This is a genomic window from Streptomyces sp. NPDC052910, from assembly GCF_055585605.1.
Window position 1 is genome coordinate 620,754 of record NZ_JBVJJR010000003.1, and the last position, 19,115, is coordinate 639,868.

The following is a 19,115-nucleotide window of genomic DNA, read 5'->3' on the forward strand; positions in this document are numbered from 1 at the left end:
GCGCATCCGTCCGTACGCCCACTCGGCACTCACCCGTCATGACACGAACGGCCCGGCCCTCACCCGAGGGCCGGGCCGTTCGGCGTCCGTCTCGGGTACCCGCCCTCGGTCCTCGGCCCTCCGCTCTCCGCTCCCCGCCTTCCGTTGTCCGCAGCCCGTCCGCGGGCCGCCCGCGGCCCGCCCGCATGGCGCCGGAAACCGTTCGGCGTTCGCCCGACGCCGCGCATAACCTGACATTGTGTCGACAGAACTGCCCGCCGATGTCGAGGAGACGCTCGGCATCCTGTTCAGCGGGGACGACCCGGTGCGCCGTGCGCTGCGGGCGCAAGTCCCGCACGTGCGGGTGACCGAACGCTGCGGGTGCGGCTGCGGCACCGCGTTCTTCGCCCTGGACGCCGACGATGTGACCCCCGCGCCGGCACCGGCCGGCAAGGGCACCGTCGTGGCCGTCGCCGCGCAGTTGACCACCGACGACGGAGAGTGTCCCGGCGAGGTGCTCGTCTTCACCCAGGGCGGTCTGCTGTCGTGGCTGGAGGTCTGTTCGTGGAGCGACGACGTCGAGGTGACGCTCGACACCGCCCGCCCGTGGCTGCGAGCGCGACCACCGGCAGGCGCACCGAGAACGTGTTCCGGATCAGCATGAGCCCTGAGGTCCGCCGTCCACCCGCGTACCAGGCCTGACCCGGGAAGCGGGATGCTTTCGCGAACCCATCCCGCCCAACCCGCTCATCCCGCAAGACGCCCTCATAGCCGGCCTCACGGCCGCGACCTCCCCCTGATCCTCTGTGACAGAGCACACGATCAGAGGGAGGCCGCTTTCCCGTCCGCCGAACCGCACAAGCACCGATCGGGATCGAACCGCGTTCGATGCCGGACCTTGGCGACAGACCAGGGGGACCACTACTGGAGCACCTCTACGAGAGCACCCCTACGGGATCGTCCTTGCGTCATCCCCCCTGCGGGCCGCCCGCGCGGGAGCGTCACCTCTCGCGAGGCCGTCCCGCGCGTCCGTCACGCGGCCCGTCGGAGCCCGCCGCCGGAGTGTCGCCGACGCCGTCACCGCCGGCCGCACCGGCTCCGTCGGCCACATGGGCCGTCAGTGAGCCGGCCGCCGCCGGAAACGCGTCAGTAGATCTTCTTCAGTACGCCCTGCTTGGCGAAGGGGGACAGCCCGTTGCGCCACAGCGAGTCCACCCGGCTGCGCTCGTTGGTGTTCGGGTAGCGGTTGGTGCAGGACGGGCCGGGGCCGCCGCCGGACATCAGCTCGCTGCACGGGCCCGAGTAGTGGTCGGGCAGGCCGAGGACGTGACCGGTCTCGTGGGCGGTGACGCGCACCGAGTCGTACTGCTGGTTCTGCCGGTAGTCGAGGAAGACGTATCCGCGGCCGTGGCCGTCCGTGCTCGCGTACGAACCCCGCGAGTCGTTGCCCTCGTAGTACCGGAAGTCCGCGTTGGAGCCCGCCTGGAGGCGGACGTTTCGGACGGAGCTGTTCCATATCTGCGCGCTCTGCGCTATCTGGTTGGCGAAGCTCGGCGCCTGGCGGGCGTCGTACGTCACCGTGACCGTGCGCAGCCCGGGCGACGCCGCCTGCTTCGCCTTCGCCGACTTCATGACGGCGTCGAAGAACGCTTTGTTGTTGGCCTCTTCCTGGGCGGAGCCGACGTACGACGATCTCGTCATGCCCTGCCCGGTCCGGGACGCCTGGGTGGCGGCGGTCGCCGGGACGGCCGCGGTGGTGGCGGCGACGGCGAGGCCGAGGGCCGCCGCGGCGACCAGGGCGGAGCGCTGCGTGGAGCGCCTGAGGGAACGCTGCATGGAGTGGTTCATGTGGGGGACTCCATTTCCTGCGGTGGGCCTCGGAGCCGCGCGGGTGGGACGCACGGCCGGACGGCGCACCGGTGAACTTTCTGGTTCCGCAGAGTGTCTGCCGAGCCCTCGGCGCCCGGGATGATGCCAATCGGCGATAGCTTCGGCCAATCACCCCCCGACGCCCGCGCCATGCGCTGCCCCGTCCCGTGCCCTCAACGGAACGCGCCCGTCCGGGGCCGCTTCACGCCGCCGCTCCACCGCCGCCGCCCCGCCGCGAACACGCCCCACTCCGGCACCGTCCGCGTCCTCCAGCCCCACCCCCACCGCCGTGCACCACTGCCTCTCAATGCCGCTTCACCACCGCCCATGCACCGGCGCGCGGTTGACGGGTGGCTCCCACACCTGCCCGAGAATGTGCCTGGTGTGGCCAAGGGGGCGCGGTTATGCTCCGGACCGTGGAGCTTGAGGTCAGGCACCTCCGTGCGCTGTGCGCCATCGCCGACACCGGGAGCGTACGGAAGGCCGCATTACAACTGGGCATGACCCAGCCCTCGCTCACCACTCAGCTCAGGCGCATCGAGGGAGCGATCGGCGGGATGCTGTTCACCCGCGGGCAGACGGGCAGCCGCCCGACGCCTCTCGGCCATTCCGTGCTGTCCCGCGCCCGGCCGATCGTGGCCGAGATGACCGCCCTGGTGATGGCGGCGCGTGACGCCGCCTGCGGCATGGGCGGGATGTGTCTGCGCCTCGGCAGCGTGGGCGGCCCGCCCGTGGCCGCATGGCTGCGCCGCGTCCACCGACGGCTCCCGGGCACGGACACCACAATCCACATAGAGGTCTCGTCGGCCGCCCTCGTCCAGTTGCTCGCCACCAACCAGTTGGACATCGCCCTCGTCCAGGAACCGGCCGGTTTCCCGCTGCACCTGCCGCCGGGCCTGGAGCGGCGCGTCGTGGTCGACTGCGAGCCCCGGTTCGTCGCACTGGCCGCCGGGCATCCGGTCGCCGCGCTCACGTGCGTGGCGCTGCCCGAACTCGCCGACGAATCCTGGATCGTCGACCCGACCGCCGACCACGACTGCGCCGCCCTGCGCCGCGCCCTCTCGGCGGCCGGCCTCAACCCCCGGCTGCTCCAGGTACGCGACACCGCCACGGCCGCCGACCTCGTCGCCTCCGGCGAGGCCGTGCGCCTCTGCCAGGCCACCGCCGAACCGACGGACGGCACGGTCGTCCGCCCCCTCCTCGGAGATCCCCTCACGGCCCGACTGTCCCTGGTGTCACGGACGGGCGCGCTGTCCATCACCGAGATCGACGCACTGTACGGCGATGTCACCGACGCCTACGAGGAGTTGGCACGGGGGAACGCGGCGTACCGGGCGTGGCGGGAACGGCGCGGGGAGATCCTGCCCGGGCCGCAGGGCCCTGTCGGGCTGCCGGGCCATTACGGGTCACCGATTCCGTACGGGTCCCCTGGCCCGTACGGGCTCGCTGGTCCGTACGGGCCAGGGGAGCCGTACGGGTCTACGGACCCCTACGGGTCTACGGGCCCCTGTGGGACGGCGGTCCCGTACGGGTCAGCCGTCCCCTACGGGGCAGCTACCCCCAACGGGTCGGTGTACCCCCACGGGTCGGCGCACCCTTACGGTTCGGCGCACCCCCACGGGCCAACGGACCTGTGTGTGCCGGCGGGTCCGTGCGCGCCGACGGACACCTCCGCCTCGGCCCGACCACCAGTGCCACCCGCCTCGTCGGAGCCGGAACGCCCTTCATCGCCCATGCCACCGCCGTCCCTCTCTCCGGCACGACCCTCGCCGTCCACGCCTCCGGAACAGCCCTCGGCGCCCCCGCCTTCGGAGCGGCCCTCGTCGCTCGCGCCGCCGGAGCAGCCCTCGCCGTCCTTGCCGTCCTTGCCGTCCTCGCCGCCGGGGCCGTCTGCGCCGTCTGTGCCGTCTCCGTTCCAGGGGCCGCCCTCCCCGCAGGTGACGTCTGTGCCCGCTCAGACCCGCACAACTCCCGCGACATGCGAGGCTCCTCTCGCCCCTGCGACTCCCCCGGCTCCCCCGGCTCCCCCGGCTCCCGCGGGTCCCGCGGCTCCCCCGGCTCCCGCGGGTCCCGCGGCTCCCCCAGTTCATCCGGCGCGCCCGACTCGACCGGCCCACACGACCCGCGCGGCCCAAGCGCCGTCCACGCCACCCACCGTGCTCCGGGCGCAGGCCGTGCGGCTGTCACCCACCGGAGCACCGCAAGAGCACCGGCACCTCTCCGCGTGAGGCCGCCCGGGTGAGTCCGGACAAATTCCCGGATGGGAACGTGCGAGGGCGGGCAGTTCCCTCTCACTCGGGCGGACCCACGCGCCCGGACACGAGGAGCACGCCCCATGCCCCAAGTATCCATTCGGGATTTCGCGTTCCATCCCGGCGAGTTGACCGTCACCGTCGGCGAGACGGTCACCTGGACCAACGACGAGACCGACAGTGACCACACGGTGACCGCGGACGACGGCTCGTTCGACTCGGCCCCGTTCCCGCCACGGGGAACCTTCTCCCACACCTTCACCGCTCGGGGCCGGTTCCCGTATCACTGCTCCCTCCACCCCTCGATGCGGGGGACCGTCACGGTCGCCTGAGGAGTCGGTCCCTGGGGAATGGGCAGCCGCTGGCGAGGCCTGCTCGGGCATCGCCGTCCGAAGCGTCCGTGTCCGGCCGGGGGTTCGGCGGTCCTCCCGGCGGGCCGGACCCAGGCGGGCGGTGACGGACGTCCTCACCGTCACCGCCCGCCGTGCCGGCGCCCCTTGCCCGTACACCCGGTTCCCGTACCCACACCCGTACTCCCACCCGCACCCTTACGGCTTTCCCCTACGGGCCCTACAGGCCCATGCACCAGGGACTTGCCGCCACCCCCTCACACTTACCTCCTCGCACACCCCTCACCTCACGCCAACAACGCCGCCGCTCGCTCCATCACCTGCGGGTCAGCGAACGTCATCCGCCCCACGTGCACCCCGTCCGACCCGTACGCCGGTTCCTTGAGGACGGCGCTCCGTAAGACGTCCAGCGTCCAGGGCTCGCCGTGCAGGACGAGCCCGTCGGCAGGCGGCATCACGCTCATGCTCCAGCCCGCTCCGAGCAGCCATCTCCCGTACACGTCCGTCTCGTTGGTGGTGTTGGCGGGCAGATGGCGGCCCGCGAGTTCCCACAGCGAGGCCGCGACCGGGGAGGTGCCCGGTACGGGCACGGAGGCCACCACCGCCATCGACTCGTGCCTGGCGTACGCCAGCACGCACCGGGCGTCCGGCCACTGGGCCGTGAAACGCGCCATGATCACGCGGTCCGAGCCGGTGATGCGCCTGGCCATACTCGTCCCCTCCCCTTGCGCCGGTTACCCCCGCCGGCCTTCCCTCGTGCAACCAACAGCCCCGGGACGCAAGGGGTCACGGGTGCAGCCGAGGTCACCCGACGTCCGCCACGACCGGACCTGCGAGGCGGAGGACAGGGCGCGCACCCGGCCGGAGCGCGGTGGTGCCAGGTACACCCCACGCGGGGACACAGACCCATGGTCCGTCCGACGGGCCGGTGATGGGATCGGTGTACGCGACGGCGCGGGAACAGGACCGGGAGCAGGGTGGGGGCAGGGTGGGGACGAAGCGCGGGCAGCGACGTGCCCTTGCCCGTCAACGAGCACGAGGAGAGCGGAACATGCGGGTGCGCGAACGCGGGCGAACGGCCCGTAAGACCGGGGGAACTGAGAGGACTGGAAAGACCGGGAAGACTGGAAGGGCCGGGAGGACTGGGAGGACCGGGAGGACCGGCGCGATCGGCGGTGTGGTCGCCGTGGTGACGGCACTGTTGACGGGCTTCACCCCGGCCGCCGCACCCCCACAGTTCGCGGCCCGCCTCACGCCGCCCGCCGACACCACCGCCCCATCCGGCCCCACCACCGGTACCGCCTCCCGGAAAACGCTGAACACGGACGTCCAGGCCGTCCGGGCAGCCGGCGGGAACGTCCGCGTGCTCGCCGAGACGGACACGGGCCGCCGGGTCCTCCGGGCGCGAGCGGGCGGCGGTTTGGCGCCGACGCCCTGGAACGCGCACTTCCGGGCCGCGAGCACCACCAAGACGTTCACGTCCGTCGTCGTCCTCCAACTGGTCGCGGAGGGGCGGCTGTCGCTCGACGACACCGTCGAGCGATGGCTACCGGGAGTCGTCCGGGGGCACGGAAACGACGGGTCGCGGATCACCGTCCGGGACCTCCTCCAGCAGACGAGCGGGCTGTTCGACTACGTCGACGACCCGGCGCTGGGCCGGGCACTCGCCGAGGACTTCGAGAAGTACCGCTATGACACGACCCCCGCTGCGGAGTGGGTGGCCGTCGCCATGCGCCACCGCCCGCTGTTCACCCCGAACGACGTCACCCCGAACCACGTCGCCCCGAACCGCGTCACCCCGGACCGCCCGGCCCCCGGCGGGCACCGCGGCGCGCCCCGGCGCTGGGCGTACTCCAACACCAACTACCTGCTCGCCGGCATGATCGCCGAGAAGGCGGGCGGCCTGGGCTGGCGCGAACAGGTCGAACACCGCATCATCGCCCCGCTGGCCCTGCGCGGCACGTCCGTGCCGGGTGCCAACCCCTACCTCCCCGCCCCGCACGCCCGTGTCGTCCTGCCCACCCCCGACGGCGGGCGGACGGACGTCACCGACCACAGCATCCAGCACACGGCCGACTCCGGGCTGGTCACCACCGCCGCCGACCTCCGCACCTTCTTCCGCGCCCTGGCCGGCGGCAAGCTGCTCCCGCCCGCCCAACTGCGCGAGATGCAACGTACGGTGGCCAGGACCGGCGACACGGACGACCTCGCCGAATGGCCTGAGGGCGGGTACGGGCTCGGCCTGCGCTGGACCCCGCTCACCTGCGGCGGCGGCTACTGGCACCACGAGGGCGACGGTTTCGGCTCGTACACCCGCACCGGCGTCACCCCGGACGGCCGCCGCACCGTCGCGGTGACCGTCACCAGCGACGGGGACCTCCCCGACCTCGTCCGCCTCGGCAAGGCCATGCGCGAACTGGCCGACGACGCGCTGTGCGGGCGCACCGAGCGGTAGGGGATGCCCCGGCCCCGACAGGGATAGGGCGCCCCGCCCCGGCCTCCCCCCTCCCGCCCCTGCCCTGCCTACCTACCTGTCTGTCTGCCTGCCTGCCTGCCTGCCCTGAGGCATCCCGCATACGGGTAACCCCCACTCCGATGGAGGCGCCCCCGCCTCCCGGCTACGCGGACGGCCGCACCCCGAACTCCACCCGCCGCCACCCGGCCCCGCCGTCGGCCCATCGCGAGACCGAGGCGTTCGGCACCGGCCACGGCCGGTCCGGTGTCTCGTCCTCCAATACGTGGCGCAGCGCCACGACGACCGCGTCGTGCGCGACGAGCAGCACCCGTCGCCCGGGCGGCACGACGTCGGCATCGTCCAGCAGGGCCCGGACGCGGGCGGCGACATCGGACAGCGACTCCCCGTCGGGCGGCCGGTAGGCCCACTCGCCGACCCGCTCGCGGCGCAGCGCCTCGTCGGGGGCGCGCAGCCGGACGGCGGTGGCGTCGTGACCCTCGAAGACGCCCATCTGCCGGTCGCGGAGCCGGTCGTCGAGGACGGGCGGGGGCAGGGGCGGCCGGCAACCGAGCCGTTCGGCCGCGTCGGCCATCGCCTCCCACGTCTGCCGGGCCCGGACGTACGGGGAGACGACGACGGCGTCCGGAACCGTCGCCGCCAGCCACCGGCCCAGCCCGGCGGCCTGCTCCCGGCCGAGCGGGGACAACGGCACGCGCGGATCGACGCCGGCGGGCAGCACGGCGGGCGTACCGGTGGCACGGGCCCGGTCGAACAGCACGTTCGCCGTGCTCTCGCCGTGCCGGACGGCGATGAGCTCGGCGGGGCCGGTGGCACCGACGGGTCCGGCGGGTTCGACAGGTCCGACGGGTCCGGGCACGGGCGGGCTCCTAAGAGAGGTCGGCGACAGCCGGGGACATGGGGGAAGGCGGCGAGCGAGCAGGAGCACTCGGCCGCCGCCACACCTGAGCCTCCGCTGTATGTACCCCGAGGTACACCTCACATTGCACCGGCCCGTCACCCCCACCGATGCTGGTTCCATGATCGAACAGCCCACCGTCCGTCTCTTCTCCTACGGCACCCTGCGCCAGGCCGAGGTCCAGCGCTCCCTCTTCGGCCGCGAGCCCACCGGCACGCCCGACGCGCTGCCCGGCTACCGGCTGGCCACCGTGGAGATCACCGACCCGCACGTCATCGCACTCAGCGGCTCCGCCCACCACCCGATCCTCCAGCCCACGGGCGACCCCGCCGACCGGGTCGAGGGCACCGCCCTGCTGATCACGGAGACCGAACTGACCGCGGCGGACGACTACGAGGTGGACGACTACGAGCGCACCCTGGTGCCGCTCGCCTCCGGCGCCGAAGCGTGGGTGTACGCGCCGGCGAGCACCGGGGAGGCGGCGGGCGCGGGGGAAGCGGCGAGCATTGGGGAGGCGGCGGGCGCGGGAACGGCAGCCGGCGCAGAGACGCCGACCGGCGCGGGGACGGCCGCGTGAGCGACATCGCCCCCGGCAGCGGGCCGACTGCGCAAGCGATCCGCGAACGGTAACGGAGCGGCCGCGAACGGCAAAAGCCCTCCCAGGGGCCGGGGCCACGCCCCTCCCTCGCCACCACAGTCTCAAGTGCCAGGCGGCGGAAGCACCTTGGCGACGCCTGCCCTGGCCTCGACGGCATGCTTGCGGACCTGCCACAACTGGCTTTGCCGGTTGCCGACGTAGATCGGTTCGTCGCCTGGATCGCCAAGGTCACCGACATCGCCGAGGTCACCGACATCACCGACATCACCGACGTCCAAGGCGAGCCCCTTACGGGTCTGGAGCCCGGAGGCCACCACCCGGTGCACTCCGCCGACGGCACCGCCGTCACCTCCGCCGACAAGGGTGACCTCCCAGAGGTGCCCGTCGGCCTGCGGACCGACGACGCAGGCCTTCCCGGCACCGTCGGGCTCCACGCGGAGGACCCTCGCCCCGGGAAAGCCGGTCACGGCGTGACGCTTGCCGTCGTTCGGGACTGGGACATCGCCGTCGGGTCTGGGGCATCGCTGTCGGGCTCCTCTCGCCGCGCATCCCGCCCCTCCGGGCGACGGGACATCGTCCGGCCCCGGAGCGAGGCGGAACGTGACCACGACCAGAGCCGGGCAGAGACCATCGCAGCCCCCTCGGGGCGCCGCTGCTTTTTGATGGTGGCCGGCAGAAAGGCGCGGAGGCACATCCGCACACCGCGACCGCGGCAGTCACGACGATCCCAACAAGTCCCACCAGCCCTCGACCTGCCGCCTGCGCCAACTCCCGGGCCCAGGCTCCCGCATCACACCTGTGGTGGCGACTGTCGCGCCGGGGAGACGGCCGCGTCGACCGCGGTCGATATGCGGTTGTTGCCGGTCGGCCCACCACGAACTCGGTGCCGGTTACGGAGCGCTCAGCGGGAAGGCGAGCTCAGCGCCCGTTCCGCCACCGCAACTGGCCGGCGGCCAGCCACGCGGCGCGCATCCGCTCGTACTCCCGCCGCTCGGTGGTGGTGAGCGCGCGTCCCCGGCGCTCGGTCAGGAAGGCGCGGATGGCACGGTTGATCTCTTCGGCGCGTGGCTGCTGACGGATGGGGACCAGGGACATGCCGACAGGCTAAGGGGAGCCACTGACAAACGGCCCTTGATCCGGGAAGAGTTCAGGAGAAGCTCATCAAATCCTCATCAAGCGGGGCACGGCGGCCGGCACAGCGTCCGTACACCGGTCGTGACATCGGCCCCTGCGGCTCCGTCCAGCGCGGGTCCCTCCCCTGACCCGTTGGCACCGAAGGAACCGGCCCCGCCCGCCGGGACACCTCCCCGACTCCCCCACGTCACCCCCGCGTCCGGGGGGCGGCCGATCAAGCCGCTGTGCAGTACCGCCCCCGGCCGCGCGTGGCCGCGAGCCACTCGGTGCGCAGGCGGGCGTACTCCCGCCGTTCGTCTCCGGTCAGCGCGCGGCTGCTGCGCGCGGCGAGGAAGCTGCGGATGGCGTGGTTGATCTCCTCAGGGCATGCGGGACCTACGGTCCGGGTCTGGAACATGCGCTCAGCGTACGAAGCCACGCGGACCACCGCATCCGAATAACGCCCCGCCCTCCGCCATGGCCGGCCGTTCGATCGGGTTCCGCCGGTGTACGGGCCGGGGAAGAACACCGGCCGCCCTGGCTCAGCGGTCCCCGAGGGCCGCCACCGCGAAGACCAGCCGGCGATCCGGCCAGCGGGAGGTCAGGCGGAAGTCGGGCCCCACGGACTGCATCACTTCCTCGTCCCCCGCCCGCCACAGCAGGGTGCGGTCGCGGCGGGCTCCGTCGTCCTCGGCGCCGAAGGACAGCACCGTGTCCAGCACTCCTTCGGCCAGCTTGCCCGCGGCACGGAGGGCAGCATCCTGCCGGGAGATGGCGGCCCATTTGTTACGCCCCACAATCTCCGGACGCCCGGGCTGGTCGACGCGCCAGGTGTGCCGCAGCAGCCTGCGCGCCGGAGGGACGCGCCGGACGCCGCCGATCTCGCGCCCCTCACCGTCCCGTACCGCGTAGCACCGCTCGGCGTCGTCGGCCGCGCCGTCGGTCCGCTCGACCGTGCACAGGACGCGCTGCCGCTCCCTGTCCTCGTAGAGCACCTTCGTGTTCTCGTCGACGGCGACGATCAGCGCACACGGCGGGTTGACGCGCCCCTCGCCTTCCCGGCGAGACACGCGGACGGCGGTGGGCCCGAACACCATGCCCCGGCCCTTCGCCCCGTGCCGTTCCACGGTGCCCACGGTGAACCTGGTGACGTCCCGCCAGTCGACGATCTCCGGCAACGGCTCACGCCCCCGCCCTGCCCTCATCCGTCCCAAAACCATCCCCCGACCCTACCCAGCCCGCCCGCGCTCTCCCCGCTCAGTCCCCGTCCCCCGGTTGTTCGGCCCCACCGGTGGAACAGCATCACGCAAGGCGCCTTGCGGTACGCCCCCGGAACAGCACGACGACGCCAACCTGAACGACCGACCGACCGACGGAGCGACCGACCGGCGCCTCAAGGCACGCCCGGCCGAACACGGTTCGATGAACCGCCGGGTACCGAGAGGCAGGCCCAGGCCGGGATCCAGACCGGGATCCAGACCGGGATCCAGTTTGGAAATCCAGACCGGCCCCTCCGAGAACTCGCCCTGCCCCGCCGTTCCCACCCTCGGACCGGCGGGCTACGCGACCGGCTCGGGACCTACACGGAGAAACCGTTCACCCGCTCCGGGGTGATCCGGACGATCAGTCGGACCTCCGTCGCCTTCTCCTGCGGCGGGTCCTCGCCGAGGTAGCGCTGCGAGAGCCGCTTCGGCAGCTCCTTGCCCGGGTCCGGCAGCAGCTCGGCGGTGCCCCGGATCTCGGCGGAACGGTAGGGGTTGCCCAGGTCGAAGACCGTGAGGCTGACGCGCGGGTCACGCTCGATGTTCCGGGTCTTCTTGCGGCCGGCGGTCACGGAGACGAGCACCGTGTCGCCCTCGCGCTCGAACCAGACGACCGAAGACTGCGGACCGCCATCGGGGTTGATCGTGGCGAGGGTGGCGAAGTTCTTGCCGTCGAGAAGATCGGCAGTGGCGGCGTCGAAGCCGTCGAATCGTGTCATGCCGCGTGACAACAGCAGGCCGACGCTCCTTCTTCCCCAACTTCCTTACTCACCGAAGAACGACCGGCTGCCCCGCCCGGATCCGGAAGGCCACCGGGACCGAAGAACCGCCGCCGGCCCCCACGTCACCAACCGGTGGCCCACTGCTCCGGTGCGGTGCGCTGCCGTGGCGTCAGGCGGGCGGGCGGGTTCCCGACACCGGAAGCGGGCAACCGGCTGCTTTCCGGACGCGCTCCGGCCGGGCCCCACTCCCGATCACGCAGGGGCCGGAATCCGGGCGGTCGAAGCCCGCAGGACGGCGGGAGTTGACGTTAGAGTGGGCGCCCGTGATCGGCGAAACGCACTTCACCATCGACCATCCGGCCGTCGCGAGCATGGTCGTCCCGCTCGAGGCCGGGGCCGATGTCGCCGCCCACAGCCACCCGCAGCACCAGTTGACCTGGGCGCCCACCGGTCTGCTCACCATGGGGGTGGGCAATTTCCGCTGGGTGGTGCAGCGTTCGCGAGCCCTGTGGATCCCCGGGGGCGTGGATCACTCGGTTTACCCGAAATCGTCCGTGTCGATGGTCTCGCTGTACTTCGAACCGGACGAATGCCCGCTGCGCTGGGACGCCCCGACCGTCATCGACGCCACCGGGCTGGTCGGGCCGCTGCTGAGCCACCTCGTGACCATCGGCGCCGACGCCGAGGACCATCGCGCCCGGGTCACCGCCGTGCTGTGGGACCTGATGAAGCCGGTGTCGGTCGCGACGATCCCGACGATCCTGCCCACCGACCCGCTGGCCCTGCGCGTCGCGCTCGCCATCAAGCAGGCTCCCGCGGACCCCCGGGACCTGGAGGACTGGGGCCGGGAGGTCGGGGCGTCGCCGCGCACCCTCTCGCGCCGCTTCCGTGCCGAGACAGGTGTGAGCTTCGCGAGCTGGCGTACGTACGAGCGGCTGAACGCGGCGCTGCCCATGCTCGGCATGGGACAGCCGATCTCGCGGGTCGCCCGCGCCGTCGGCTACGGTACCGCGAGCGCCTTCATCACCGCGTTCCGGCGCGAGATCGGCGCCACTCCCGCCGCGTATTTCGGCGGGAGCGGCGCACAGTCCCGGTTTACGCGGACACCGGCCGCTCCTCCTCCCGGCGGCGGCTGACCCGGCCGCGGTCGATCGCGAAGGCGATGCCCGCGATGACCACGGAGCCCGCGCCGATCCAGGTGCCCAGAGCGGCCAGGGAGTTCAGCCCGTCGATCGACGCGTTGTCGGCGACCCGGGCCAGGGCGGGCACCAGGTCGTGGAACTGCGGCGGCACCGCCTCGACCACCTGGTGCCCCGCGCCGGATCCGACCTGGTGGGCGAACTCCTGCCGCAGATCCTGCGGCACCGCGTGGCTTCCGGCGACCGTCTGGAGCCCGGACTGCGCCTTGTCCTGCGCGACATGGCTGAACATCGCGCCGAGCCCGGCGATGCCCATGGCCATGCCGACCTGCCGCAGCGTGGCGAAGGTCGCGGAGGACATGCCCGCGTTCTCCTGCGAGGCGAAGGTCAGCGACGCGGCCTGGTTGACCGCGGTCAGGGCGCCGATGCCGAGACCGCCGATGATCATGCCGGGCAGGAAGTGGGTCCACCCGTCGCCGTGATCGTAGTTGCCCAGCAGGAACATGCCCACGGTCACCATCGCCATGGTGCCCGTCAGCCCGACGCTGACCGGCACCCGCTTGGCGACGATCGGGGTCAGGGCCGCGGCGACCATCGCACAGGCGCTGATCGGCAGCAGCCTGAGGCCCATCTGCAACGGCGTGTAGCCGAGCGCGCCCATCAGGAACAGCGACAGGTAGGTGGCCGCGGCCATCAGGGTGGCCATGTGCGCGACGGACACGACCGCGGTGCCGGCGAACCCGGGCTTCTTCGCCATCGAGATGTCGAACAGCGGGTGCTTGGCCCGGGTCTGCCAGTACAGGAAGGCGATCACCAGGACGACGCCGGTGACGAGGAGGGAGACGACCGTCCCCGACGTCCAGCCCAGCGCGTTGCTTCGGGTCAGCGCCGACACGGCCGAGACCAGGCCGCCGGTGAGCAGCAGCGAGCCGAGCCAGTCGGCGCGGCGGCCCGGCGTGCTCGTGGTGGCGGGCATCTTCAGTACGGCCAGCAAGGTGACGGCGATCCCGATCGGCACGTTGACGGTGAAGATCGAGCGCCAGCCGAACTGGGTGACCAGCACGCCGCCGATGACCGGTCCGAGGACGGTCGCGCCCGCCATCACCGCCCCGTAGACACCGATCGCCTTCGCCCGCTCCCCAGCCCCGGGAAACGCGACGGCCAGCAGCGGCAGCGCGGTGGCGAACAGCATCGCCGCACCGATGCCTTGCACCACGCGCAGGACGTCGAGTTCCACGATGCCGCCCGCCAGCATCAGCGCCAGCGAAGCGGCGGTGAACACGATCATGCCGGTGATGAAGAGGCTCTTGCGGCCGAACCGGTCGCCGAGCGTGCCGAAGGTCAGCATGAGGCCGGCCAGCGGGATCGAGTAGGCATCGACGATCCACTGGAGCCCGTCGATGGAAGCGTTGAATTCCGAGCGGACATCGGAGAGGGCGGCGGACACGACCATCGCGTCGAGCATCAGCATGAAGATCGCGACGCAGACCATGAACAGCACCAGTCCAGGCCGGCGCTGTTCGACATCGCCCGGCGTGTCCCCACGCGTGGCCGTCGCAGTCGTGGACATGGGAAACTCCCCGGAATCAGGCGTGGATGTCGGCTGCGGAGAAGCCACCCGTGGATGCCGGTCGGGTGCCGCGCCGATCACGCTAAATGCCCGACGGGCCGCTCGGGAATGGCGTTTGAGGACGGCCGATTTCGCGTAGCGGACAACTTCCGGCCGTTCGGCCGGAGCGATTTCGCGGAGCGGACACACGACTGTCCGCACCGGTCACGGAAGCCTTGAGGGGTCGTCCGGCACTCTTTGGATCGCTGACTTTCCTGACACCGCACGCTCCTCCTCTCCGGCCAAGGAACGTTCCGATAAGCGCATCCACTCAGCGCACAGGACTGGTGACCGGCGCCTCCCGACGGGCATCGGCCGGTCAACCGCGCGCCCCCTCCCGGCCCTTCGTCGCCCACGGGGTTGAGCCGGCAGGGTGAGATCGTCGGTCACCGGTGGTCCGACGTCGACTTGGAGCGGCGGGTGCTCACGTCCGGCAGCGGATCCAGCGCCGGCGCGGCGTCCTCCACGACGACGTGACGAGGAACCGCCGACGCCGCACGGTTCCGCTGCCTGCCATGTGCGTCGCGGCCGCTTCGGTGGCACCGGATGCGCCGGACTGCCGCGAGGGAGCGCGCCGGTGAGCGGTGGAACGACGGTGGCTTCGTGTTCGCGGCTCGGACCGGTCGCCCGGTGGAACCGCGGAACGTCTGTCGGCGGGAAGCGGCTCGACCGCTCGTGACCGTGCCCGTTGCTGTCGGGGCCGGATGTCAGAAGCCCCGGAGCTTGATCGCTCCGGGGCTCTGTCCGCTGGTGGGCACAGACGGATTTGAACCGCCGACATCCGCTTTGTAAGAGCGGCGCTCTACCGCTGAGCTATGCGCCCGCAACAAAAGGACAGCCTACATGTCCCCGGCGGGCTCCCGGCAAACCCGTCGGGCCCCGCGTCCGGGTCGGTTCGGGTGCCGGGCCGGCCTTCGGTTCGGCACCCCGGGGCGCGGAGGAGCGCGTGGGGTGGGGCGGCGGCCGAGGGCGGCGGGGGCGGGTGGTGGAGAGTGGGTGGTGGAGGGTGGGCGGGCCACCGGTGGGGTGGGGGCTGCGTGTGCCGGCTTGTTCGCGCGGTGACCGTCCTGTGTGGGCGTCCCCGGTGGATGGGACAATGTTCTTCGGGCCTGGGGCGATCAACGGGAGAGGCAGAGGGCACGTGACGGCTACCTTCGCGCAGTCCGTACGACCGGCCGGACGGCCTGCCATATCCGGACCGTCCGCCTCCGCCGCCGGCCGGGCCGCCGCGCCCCTACGGTCCGCCCCGGCCCCCGAGGGCCCCCGCGCCCCCGCGCGCGGCATCCGGCCGGCTCTCCGTGACGCCGTCGCGCTCGTCCTCCTGCCGCTCCCCCTGCTCGCCGCCGCCACCGCCGTCGCCGTCGCGGCCGCTCCCGCGGCCTTCGCCGGGGGCGGGACGCGGCGCTGGGGCTGGGGACGCGGCGACGCACAGCGGGCCGAGGCACAGGCCGCGAAGGACGCCGCCGCGACCGCGTTCTACGAGCTGGACACCGCCCAGCGGGACCTGCGGATCTCCCTCGAGACCATCGCCGCCGTGGACTCCTCGCCCGCCGCCCGGCGCGCCGCCCAGGACTTCGCCGCGCTCGGCGCCCGCATCGACGAGGTGTCCGGCGCGTACATCACCGCCGTCGACACCCATGACCTGGACCGCGAGGACCTCGACTCCGCCGCCGCCTCCCGGGCCCGCGCCGACCTGAACCGGGCCAGGGACGAGCTCGTCCGCGTCAAGGCGGACCTGGAGCGGTTCGCGCAGGGGCTCGGGCCGCTGCTCGCCGCCGCCGAGGCGGAGCTGTCCCGGCTGGCGCCCGCCGTCGAACGGGCCCGGCAGGCGCTGCTCGCGGCGACCGAGGCCCTGGACGCGACCCGGGCCGCCGGGCTGCGGGCCGACGACCTGGCAGCCCGGCTCGCCGCGCTCTCCCCGGAGCTCACCAAGCTCAACCAGGGCGCCGGGCAGCACGGCGTCGCGGAGACGATCGGCCGCGCGGAACGGGTCCTGCGCGAGGCCGACGCGATCCGCGAGGCGGCGGCGCAACTGCCCCAGCGGGCCGCCGAGATCGACAAGCGGCTGGTGTCCCTGCGCACCCGCGCCCAGGCGCTCGCCACCCGCTCCGAGCAGGTGGCGCCCGTCCTCAGCGAACTGCGCCGGCGGTACAGCACCGCCTGCTGGCAGGACCTCCAGCAGGTGCCCGAGGAGGCCCGGCAGGCCGTGGCCCAGGCGGAGGCCAAGCTCGCCGAGGCCCGGACGGCCCGCGACGAGCAGCGGTGGCCGGACGCCACCGCCCTGCTGTCGACCGTCCGCGCGCTCCTGACGACGACCGACGCGTCCGTCTCGGCCGCCGGTGACCGGCTGCGACGGCTGGACGAGGTGTCCGCCGACCGGCAGCAGGAGGTCGAACGCACCCGGTTCGCCATCCGGGACGCCCAGCGGCTCGCGATGGCCGGACGCAGCACCCCGGACCCCCGGCACGCGGCCCCGCTGGACGAGGCCGTGGCCCGGCTCGACCGCGCCGTGGCCGGCCTGGAGGGGCGGCACCCCGACTGGTGGCGGTTCCTGACCGAGACGGAGGCCGTGCGGCAGTCGGTCGCGGCCGTGGTGCAGGCGATCCGCGAGGAGCGCGGCGGGGGACGCTGACCGGGCGCCTGGTCCGGCGCCGGACCAGGCTCGGCGCCGGGCCGGGATCGGCGCCGGGCCGGGATCGGCGCCGGACGAGAGCGGACGCGGGACGGCCACCGGCCGCCGGGTGAGAGCCGACGCGTGGACGGACGGCGGACGGAGAACGGGCAGCGGCCCGCGAACGGGGAGTGGCGCGTGGACGGGCAGCGGCCCGCAAACGGGCAGTGGCGCTCGGACGGACAGCGGCACGTGGACGGGCGGCCGCCCCGCCGCCCGAGAACAGGCAGCAGCGCGTGGACGGGCCGTGGAACCGGACCATGACCGGTGCCTGGCCGCGACGAAGCGGAGCCGTTTCCCCGCTCCCCGGTCAGCCCCGCCCTGCCACCCCGTTCCCGACGTACCCCAGGTCCACCGGCACCGCCGGCGCGCCGGCTTCACGCACCCCCGCGAGCAGTGCGGGCAGTTGCGGCGGCCACAGCGGCTCGGTGTCGCCGGACAGTTCGTCCGGCGTCCACCACCGCCACCGGAGGATCCCGTCCGCGGCGTCCGCGGCGTGCGCGGCGGTCAGGTCACCGGCCGGCTCCCGGCGGGGGCCCCGCGCGAGGAAGACGTGCTCGTACTGCCGGACCGGCACCCCGGCCCGGGTGAAGTCGTGCGACCAGAGGCACAGTATGGTGCCGTCGACCTCGATGTCGGTCCACCCGGTCTCCTCGCGCACCTCCCGCTCGGCCGCCCGCGCCGGTGACTCGCCCGGGTCCGGCCCGCCGCCGAGCATCGCCCAGTGGACGCCGACCTCCTCGTTGTCGTACCGGAACAGGAAGACCGCCCCCGCCGGGTCCAGGACCGCGACACGGGCTGCTCGTCCGGGTATCCGCATCACCCCGGCCTGCCAGTGCCGTCGGCCCCCGCCCGGGCTCCCCCGCGCGTCCTCCGTCGTTATGCTGCCTGACATGCCTCGCTACGAATACCGCTGCAAAGCCTGTGGTGCCACCTTCGAGCTGCGCCGCCCCATGGCGCAGTCCTCCGCTCCGGCCATGTGCCCTCAGGGCCACCTGGACAGCGTCAAGTTGCTCTCCACCGTCGCGGTGACCGGGGCGGCGGGCGCCGCCTCCGCCGGGCCGTCGTCCGAGGGCGGCGGGGGCGGAGGCGGCGGGTGCTGCGGAGGCGGCTGCTGCGGCTGAGGCAGGGGCCGACGGGGCCGGCCGGGCGCGGCCGGTGCCCGGCTCGCCTCCGGTGCGAACCTGAGCTCCTCGAACCCGGCACCGAGCAGCGTCGGGACGGGTGGGTGGGGGCGGGTAGGGGCGGGCCGGGCCCGGCGGTCGCCGACTTCGCCGTTCACACCCGCGGTCGCCGAAGTCGACATTCGCGCCCGCGGCCGTCGACTCCGACGTTCGCACCCGCGGCCGTCAGCCCGCCGTCCGCAACGGTGGTCATCAGGTCCGCCGTCCGCGCCCACAGTTGTCAGCGCCCCGCCCACCACACCCGCGGTCGCCGGCCCGCCTTCAGCGCCCGCGCCCGCCTCAGCCCTTCTTCCGCGCCAGCGTCAACCCGTCCGCCACCGTGAGCATGACCGACTCCATCCGTCCGTCCGCGGCCACGTGCTCGTTGAACGCCTTGACGCCCTCGCCCGCCGCCGACGCCTTCGGGGCGACGACCTCGCCGTGGAAGAAGACGTTGTCGACGACGATCAGCCCGCCCGTGCGCAGCCGGGGGACGACCTCCTCCCAGTAGTCGACGTAGTGCTCCTTGTCGGCGTCGAGGAAGGCGAGGTCGAGGTGCGGCTCGGCGGGCAGTGCGCGGACGGACTCCAGGCCGTCGCCGAGGCGCAGTTCGACGCGGTCGGCGACTCCGGCCTTGGCCCAGGCCTCGCGGGCGTGGGCCGTCCACTCCTCCGATATGTCGAGGGCGATCAGCCGCCCGTCCGCGGGCAGCGCCTGGGCCATGGAGAGGGCGGAGAGGCCGGTGAAGGTGCCGATCTCCAGGATGTCGCGGGCGCCGGTCAGCCGGACCAGGAAGGCGAGCAGCGGAGCCTGCTCCTCCGCGACCTGGAGGTGGGCGCTGTCGGGCAGCAGCGAGCGGGTGGTCTCGACCAGGGCGCGCTGTACGGAGTCGAGCGGCGGATTGTGGTCGATCATGTACTGGTAGAGCTCGGAAGTGAGCGGACTGCTCTTGGACTCGGTCACGCGAGGCTCCTCGGTTCGCTGACGCCGCACGGGCGGTCCGGCGCCCCGGCTGTG

19 protein-coding genes, 1 tRNA gene and 1 pseudogene are annotated in these 19,115 nt (G+C 73.2%); 9 read left to right on the top strand and 12 right to left on the bottom strand.

Annotated features, from left to right (window positions below; translation table 11 throughout):
• Positions 1-238 precede the first annotated feature (238 nt).
• Entirely contained in the window at positions 239-643 is a 405-nt protein-coding gene (locus ACZ6X9_RS13755) for a hypothetical protein (RefSeq protein WP_469778187.1), read from the top strand.
• 482 nt (positions 644-1,125) lie between these two features.
• Here ACZ6X9_RS13755 and snpA read toward each other — a convergent pair whose 3' ends face one another.
• Positions 1,126-1,827 (bottom strand): snapalysin, encoded by a 702-nt coding sequence (snpA, locus tag ACZ6X9_RS13760; protein WP_469778188.1) that lies wholly within the window; start codon positions 1,825-1,827, stop codon positions 1,126-1,128.
• 425 nt (positions 1,828-2,252) lie between these two features.
• On the opposite strand from snpA, the gene ACZ6X9_RS13765 reads away from it, so the two are divergent.
• Together ACZ6X9_RS13765 and ACZ6X9_RS13770 are read left to right on the top strand one after the other, a co-directional pair.
• A complete protein-coding gene (locus ACZ6X9_RS13765; protein WP_469778189.1) occupies positions 2,253-4,076 on the top strand; it encodes a LysR substrate-binding domain-containing protein in 1,824 nt (607 codons plus the stop codon).
• A 107-nt stretch (positions 4,077-4,183) separates the two neighbouring features.
• Positions 4,184-4,432, top strand: a complete 249-nt coding sequence (locus ACZ6X9_RS13770; protein WP_469778190.1) for a plastocyanin/azurin family copper-binding protein — start codon at positions 4,184-4,186, stop codon at positions 4,430-4,432.
• 305 nt (positions 4,433-4,737) lie between these two features.
• Here the strand turns inward: ACZ6X9_RS13770 and ACZ6X9_RS13775 are convergent, their stop codons facing one another.
• Positions 4,738-5,160 (bottom strand): hypothetical protein, encoded by a 423-nt coding sequence (locus ACZ6X9_RS13775; RefSeq protein ID WP_469778191.1) that lies wholly within the window; start codon positions 5,158-5,160, stop codon positions 4,738-4,740.
• 479 nt (positions 5,161-5,639) lie between these two features.
• On the opposite strand from ACZ6X9_RS13775, the gene ACZ6X9_RS13780 reads away from it, so the two are divergent.
• Positions 5,640-6,905, top strand: coding sequence for a serine hydrolase domain-containing protein (locus ACZ6X9_RS13780; RefSeq protein WP_469778192.1), 1,266 nt, complete (start codon positions 5,640-5,642; stop codon positions 6,903-6,905).
• A 163-nt stretch (positions 6,906-7,068) separates the two neighbouring features.
• Here the strand turns inward: ACZ6X9_RS13780 and ACZ6X9_RS13785 are convergent, their stop codons facing one another.
• The gene (locus ACZ6X9_RS13785; RefSeq protein ID WP_469778193.1) at positions 7,069-7,782 is read right to left on the bottom strand and encodes a histidine phosphatase family protein; all 714 of its coding nucleotides are present in this window, start codon (positions 7,780-7,782) and stop codon (positions 7,069-7,071) included.
• Positions 7,783-7,942: 160 nt separating this feature from the next.
• On the opposite strand from ACZ6X9_RS13785, the gene ACZ6X9_RS13790 reads away from it, so the two are divergent.
• A complete protein-coding gene (locus ACZ6X9_RS13790; protein WP_469778194.1) occupies positions 7,943-8,398 on the top strand; it encodes a gamma-glutamylcyclotransferase family protein in 456 nt (151 codons plus the stop codon).
• A gap of 122 nt (positions 8,399-8,520) precedes the next feature.
• Here the strand turns inward: ACZ6X9_RS13790 and ACZ6X9_RS13795 are convergent, their stop codons facing one another.
• The 5 genes from ACZ6X9_RS13795 to ACZ6X9_RS13815 all read right to left on the bottom strand — a co-directional run bounded on the left by ACZ6X9_RS13795 (position 8,521) and on the right by ACZ6X9_RS13815 (position 11,513).
• Complete coding sequence (locus tag ACZ6X9_RS13795) at positions 8,521-8,853, bottom strand: hypothetical protein (protein ID WP_469778195.1); 333 nt, start codon at positions 8,851-8,853, stop codon at positions 8,521-8,523.
• Positions 8,854-9,337: 484 nt separating this feature from the next.
• On the bottom strand, positions 9,338-9,514 hold the full coding sequence (locus tag ACZ6X9_RS13800; RefSeq protein ID WP_469778196.1) for a hypothetical protein: 177 nt from the start codon (positions 9,512-9,514) through the stop codon (positions 9,338-9,340).
• Between the two features lie 253 nt (positions 9,515-9,767).
• Positions 9,768-9,950 (bottom strand): hypothetical protein, encoded by a 183-nt coding sequence (locus ACZ6X9_RS13805; protein WP_436783550.1) that lies wholly within the window; start codon positions 9,948-9,950, stop codon positions 9,768-9,770.
• A 124-nt stretch (positions 9,951-10,074) separates the two neighbouring features.
• The gene (locus ACZ6X9_RS13810; RefSeq protein WP_469778197.1) at positions 10,075-10,752 is read right to left on the bottom strand and encodes a hypothetical protein; all 678 of its coding nucleotides are present in this window, start codon (positions 10,750-10,752) and stop codon (positions 10,075-10,077) included.
• A gap of 359 nt (positions 10,753-11,111) precedes the next feature.
• Positions 11,112-11,513, bottom strand: coding sequence for a PPOX class F420-dependent oxidoreductase (locus tag ACZ6X9_RS13815; RefSeq protein ID WP_469778198.1), 402 nt, complete (start codon positions 11,511-11,513; stop codon positions 11,112-11,114).
• Positions 11,514-11,839: 326 nt separating this feature from the next.
• On the opposite strand from ACZ6X9_RS13815, the gene ACZ6X9_RS13820 reads away from it, so the two are divergent.
• Complete coding sequence (locus ACZ6X9_RS13820) at positions 11,840-12,652, top strand: AraC family transcriptional regulator (RefSeq protein ID WP_469778199.1); 813 nt, start codon at positions 11,840-11,842, stop codon at positions 12,650-12,652.
• Here ACZ6X9_RS13820 and ACZ6X9_RS13825 read toward each other — a convergent pair.
• The gene (locus ACZ6X9_RS13825; RefSeq protein WP_469778200.1) at positions 12,612-14,225 is read right to left on the bottom strand and encodes an MFS transporter; all 1,614 of its coding nucleotides are present in this window, start codon (positions 14,223-14,225) and stop codon (positions 12,612-12,614) included. The two genes, ACZ6X9_RS13820 and ACZ6X9_RS13825, sit on opposite strands and share 41 nt — an antisense overlap.
• Before the next feature lie 405 nt (positions 14,226-14,630).
• Here ACZ6X9_RS13825 and ACZ6X9_RS13830 point away from each other — a divergent pair.
• Positions 14,631-14,918: pseudogene (locus ACZ6X9_RS13830) on the top strand (site-specific integrase); the annotation flags it as partial.
• A gap of 94 nt (positions 14,919-15,012) precedes the next feature.
• Here the strand turns inward: ACZ6X9_RS13830 and ACZ6X9_RS13835 are convergent.
• Positions 15,013-15,087, bottom strand: a tRNA-Val gene (locus ACZ6X9_RS13835).
• Positions 15,088-15,405: 318 nt separating this feature from the next.
• Here ACZ6X9_RS13835 and ACZ6X9_RS13840 point away from each other — a divergent pair.
• A complete protein-coding gene (locus ACZ6X9_RS13840; RefSeq protein WP_469778201.1) occupies positions 15,406-16,896 on the top strand; it encodes a hypothetical protein in 1,491 nt (496 codons plus the stop codon).
• Positions 16,897-17,245: 349 nt separating this feature from the next.
• On the opposite strand, the gene ACZ6X9_RS13845 is transcribed toward ACZ6X9_RS13840, so the two are convergent.
• Complete coding sequence (locus ACZ6X9_RS13845; RefSeq protein WP_469778202.1) at positions 17,246-17,830, bottom strand: NUDIX hydrolase; 585 nt, start codon at positions 17,828-17,830, stop codon at positions 17,246-17,248.
• On the opposite strand from ACZ6X9_RS13845, the gene ACZ6X9_RS13850 reads away from it, so the two are divergent.
• Complete coding sequence (locus ACZ6X9_RS13850; RefSeq protein WP_469778203.1) at positions 17,829-18,059, top strand: FmdB family zinc ribbon protein; 231 nt, start codon at positions 17,829-17,831, stop codon at positions 18,057-18,059. The two genes, ACZ6X9_RS13845 and ACZ6X9_RS13850, sit on opposite strands and share 2 nt — an antisense overlap.
• A 339-nt stretch (positions 18,060-18,398) precedes the next feature.
• Here ACZ6X9_RS13850 and ACZ6X9_RS13855 read toward each other — a convergent pair whose 3' ends face one another.
• A complete protein-coding gene (locus tag ACZ6X9_RS13855) occupies positions 18,399-19,061 on the bottom strand; it encodes an O-methyltransferase (protein ID WP_469778204.1) in 663 nt (220 codons plus the stop codon).
• Positions 19,062-19,115 lie beyond the last annotated feature (54 nt).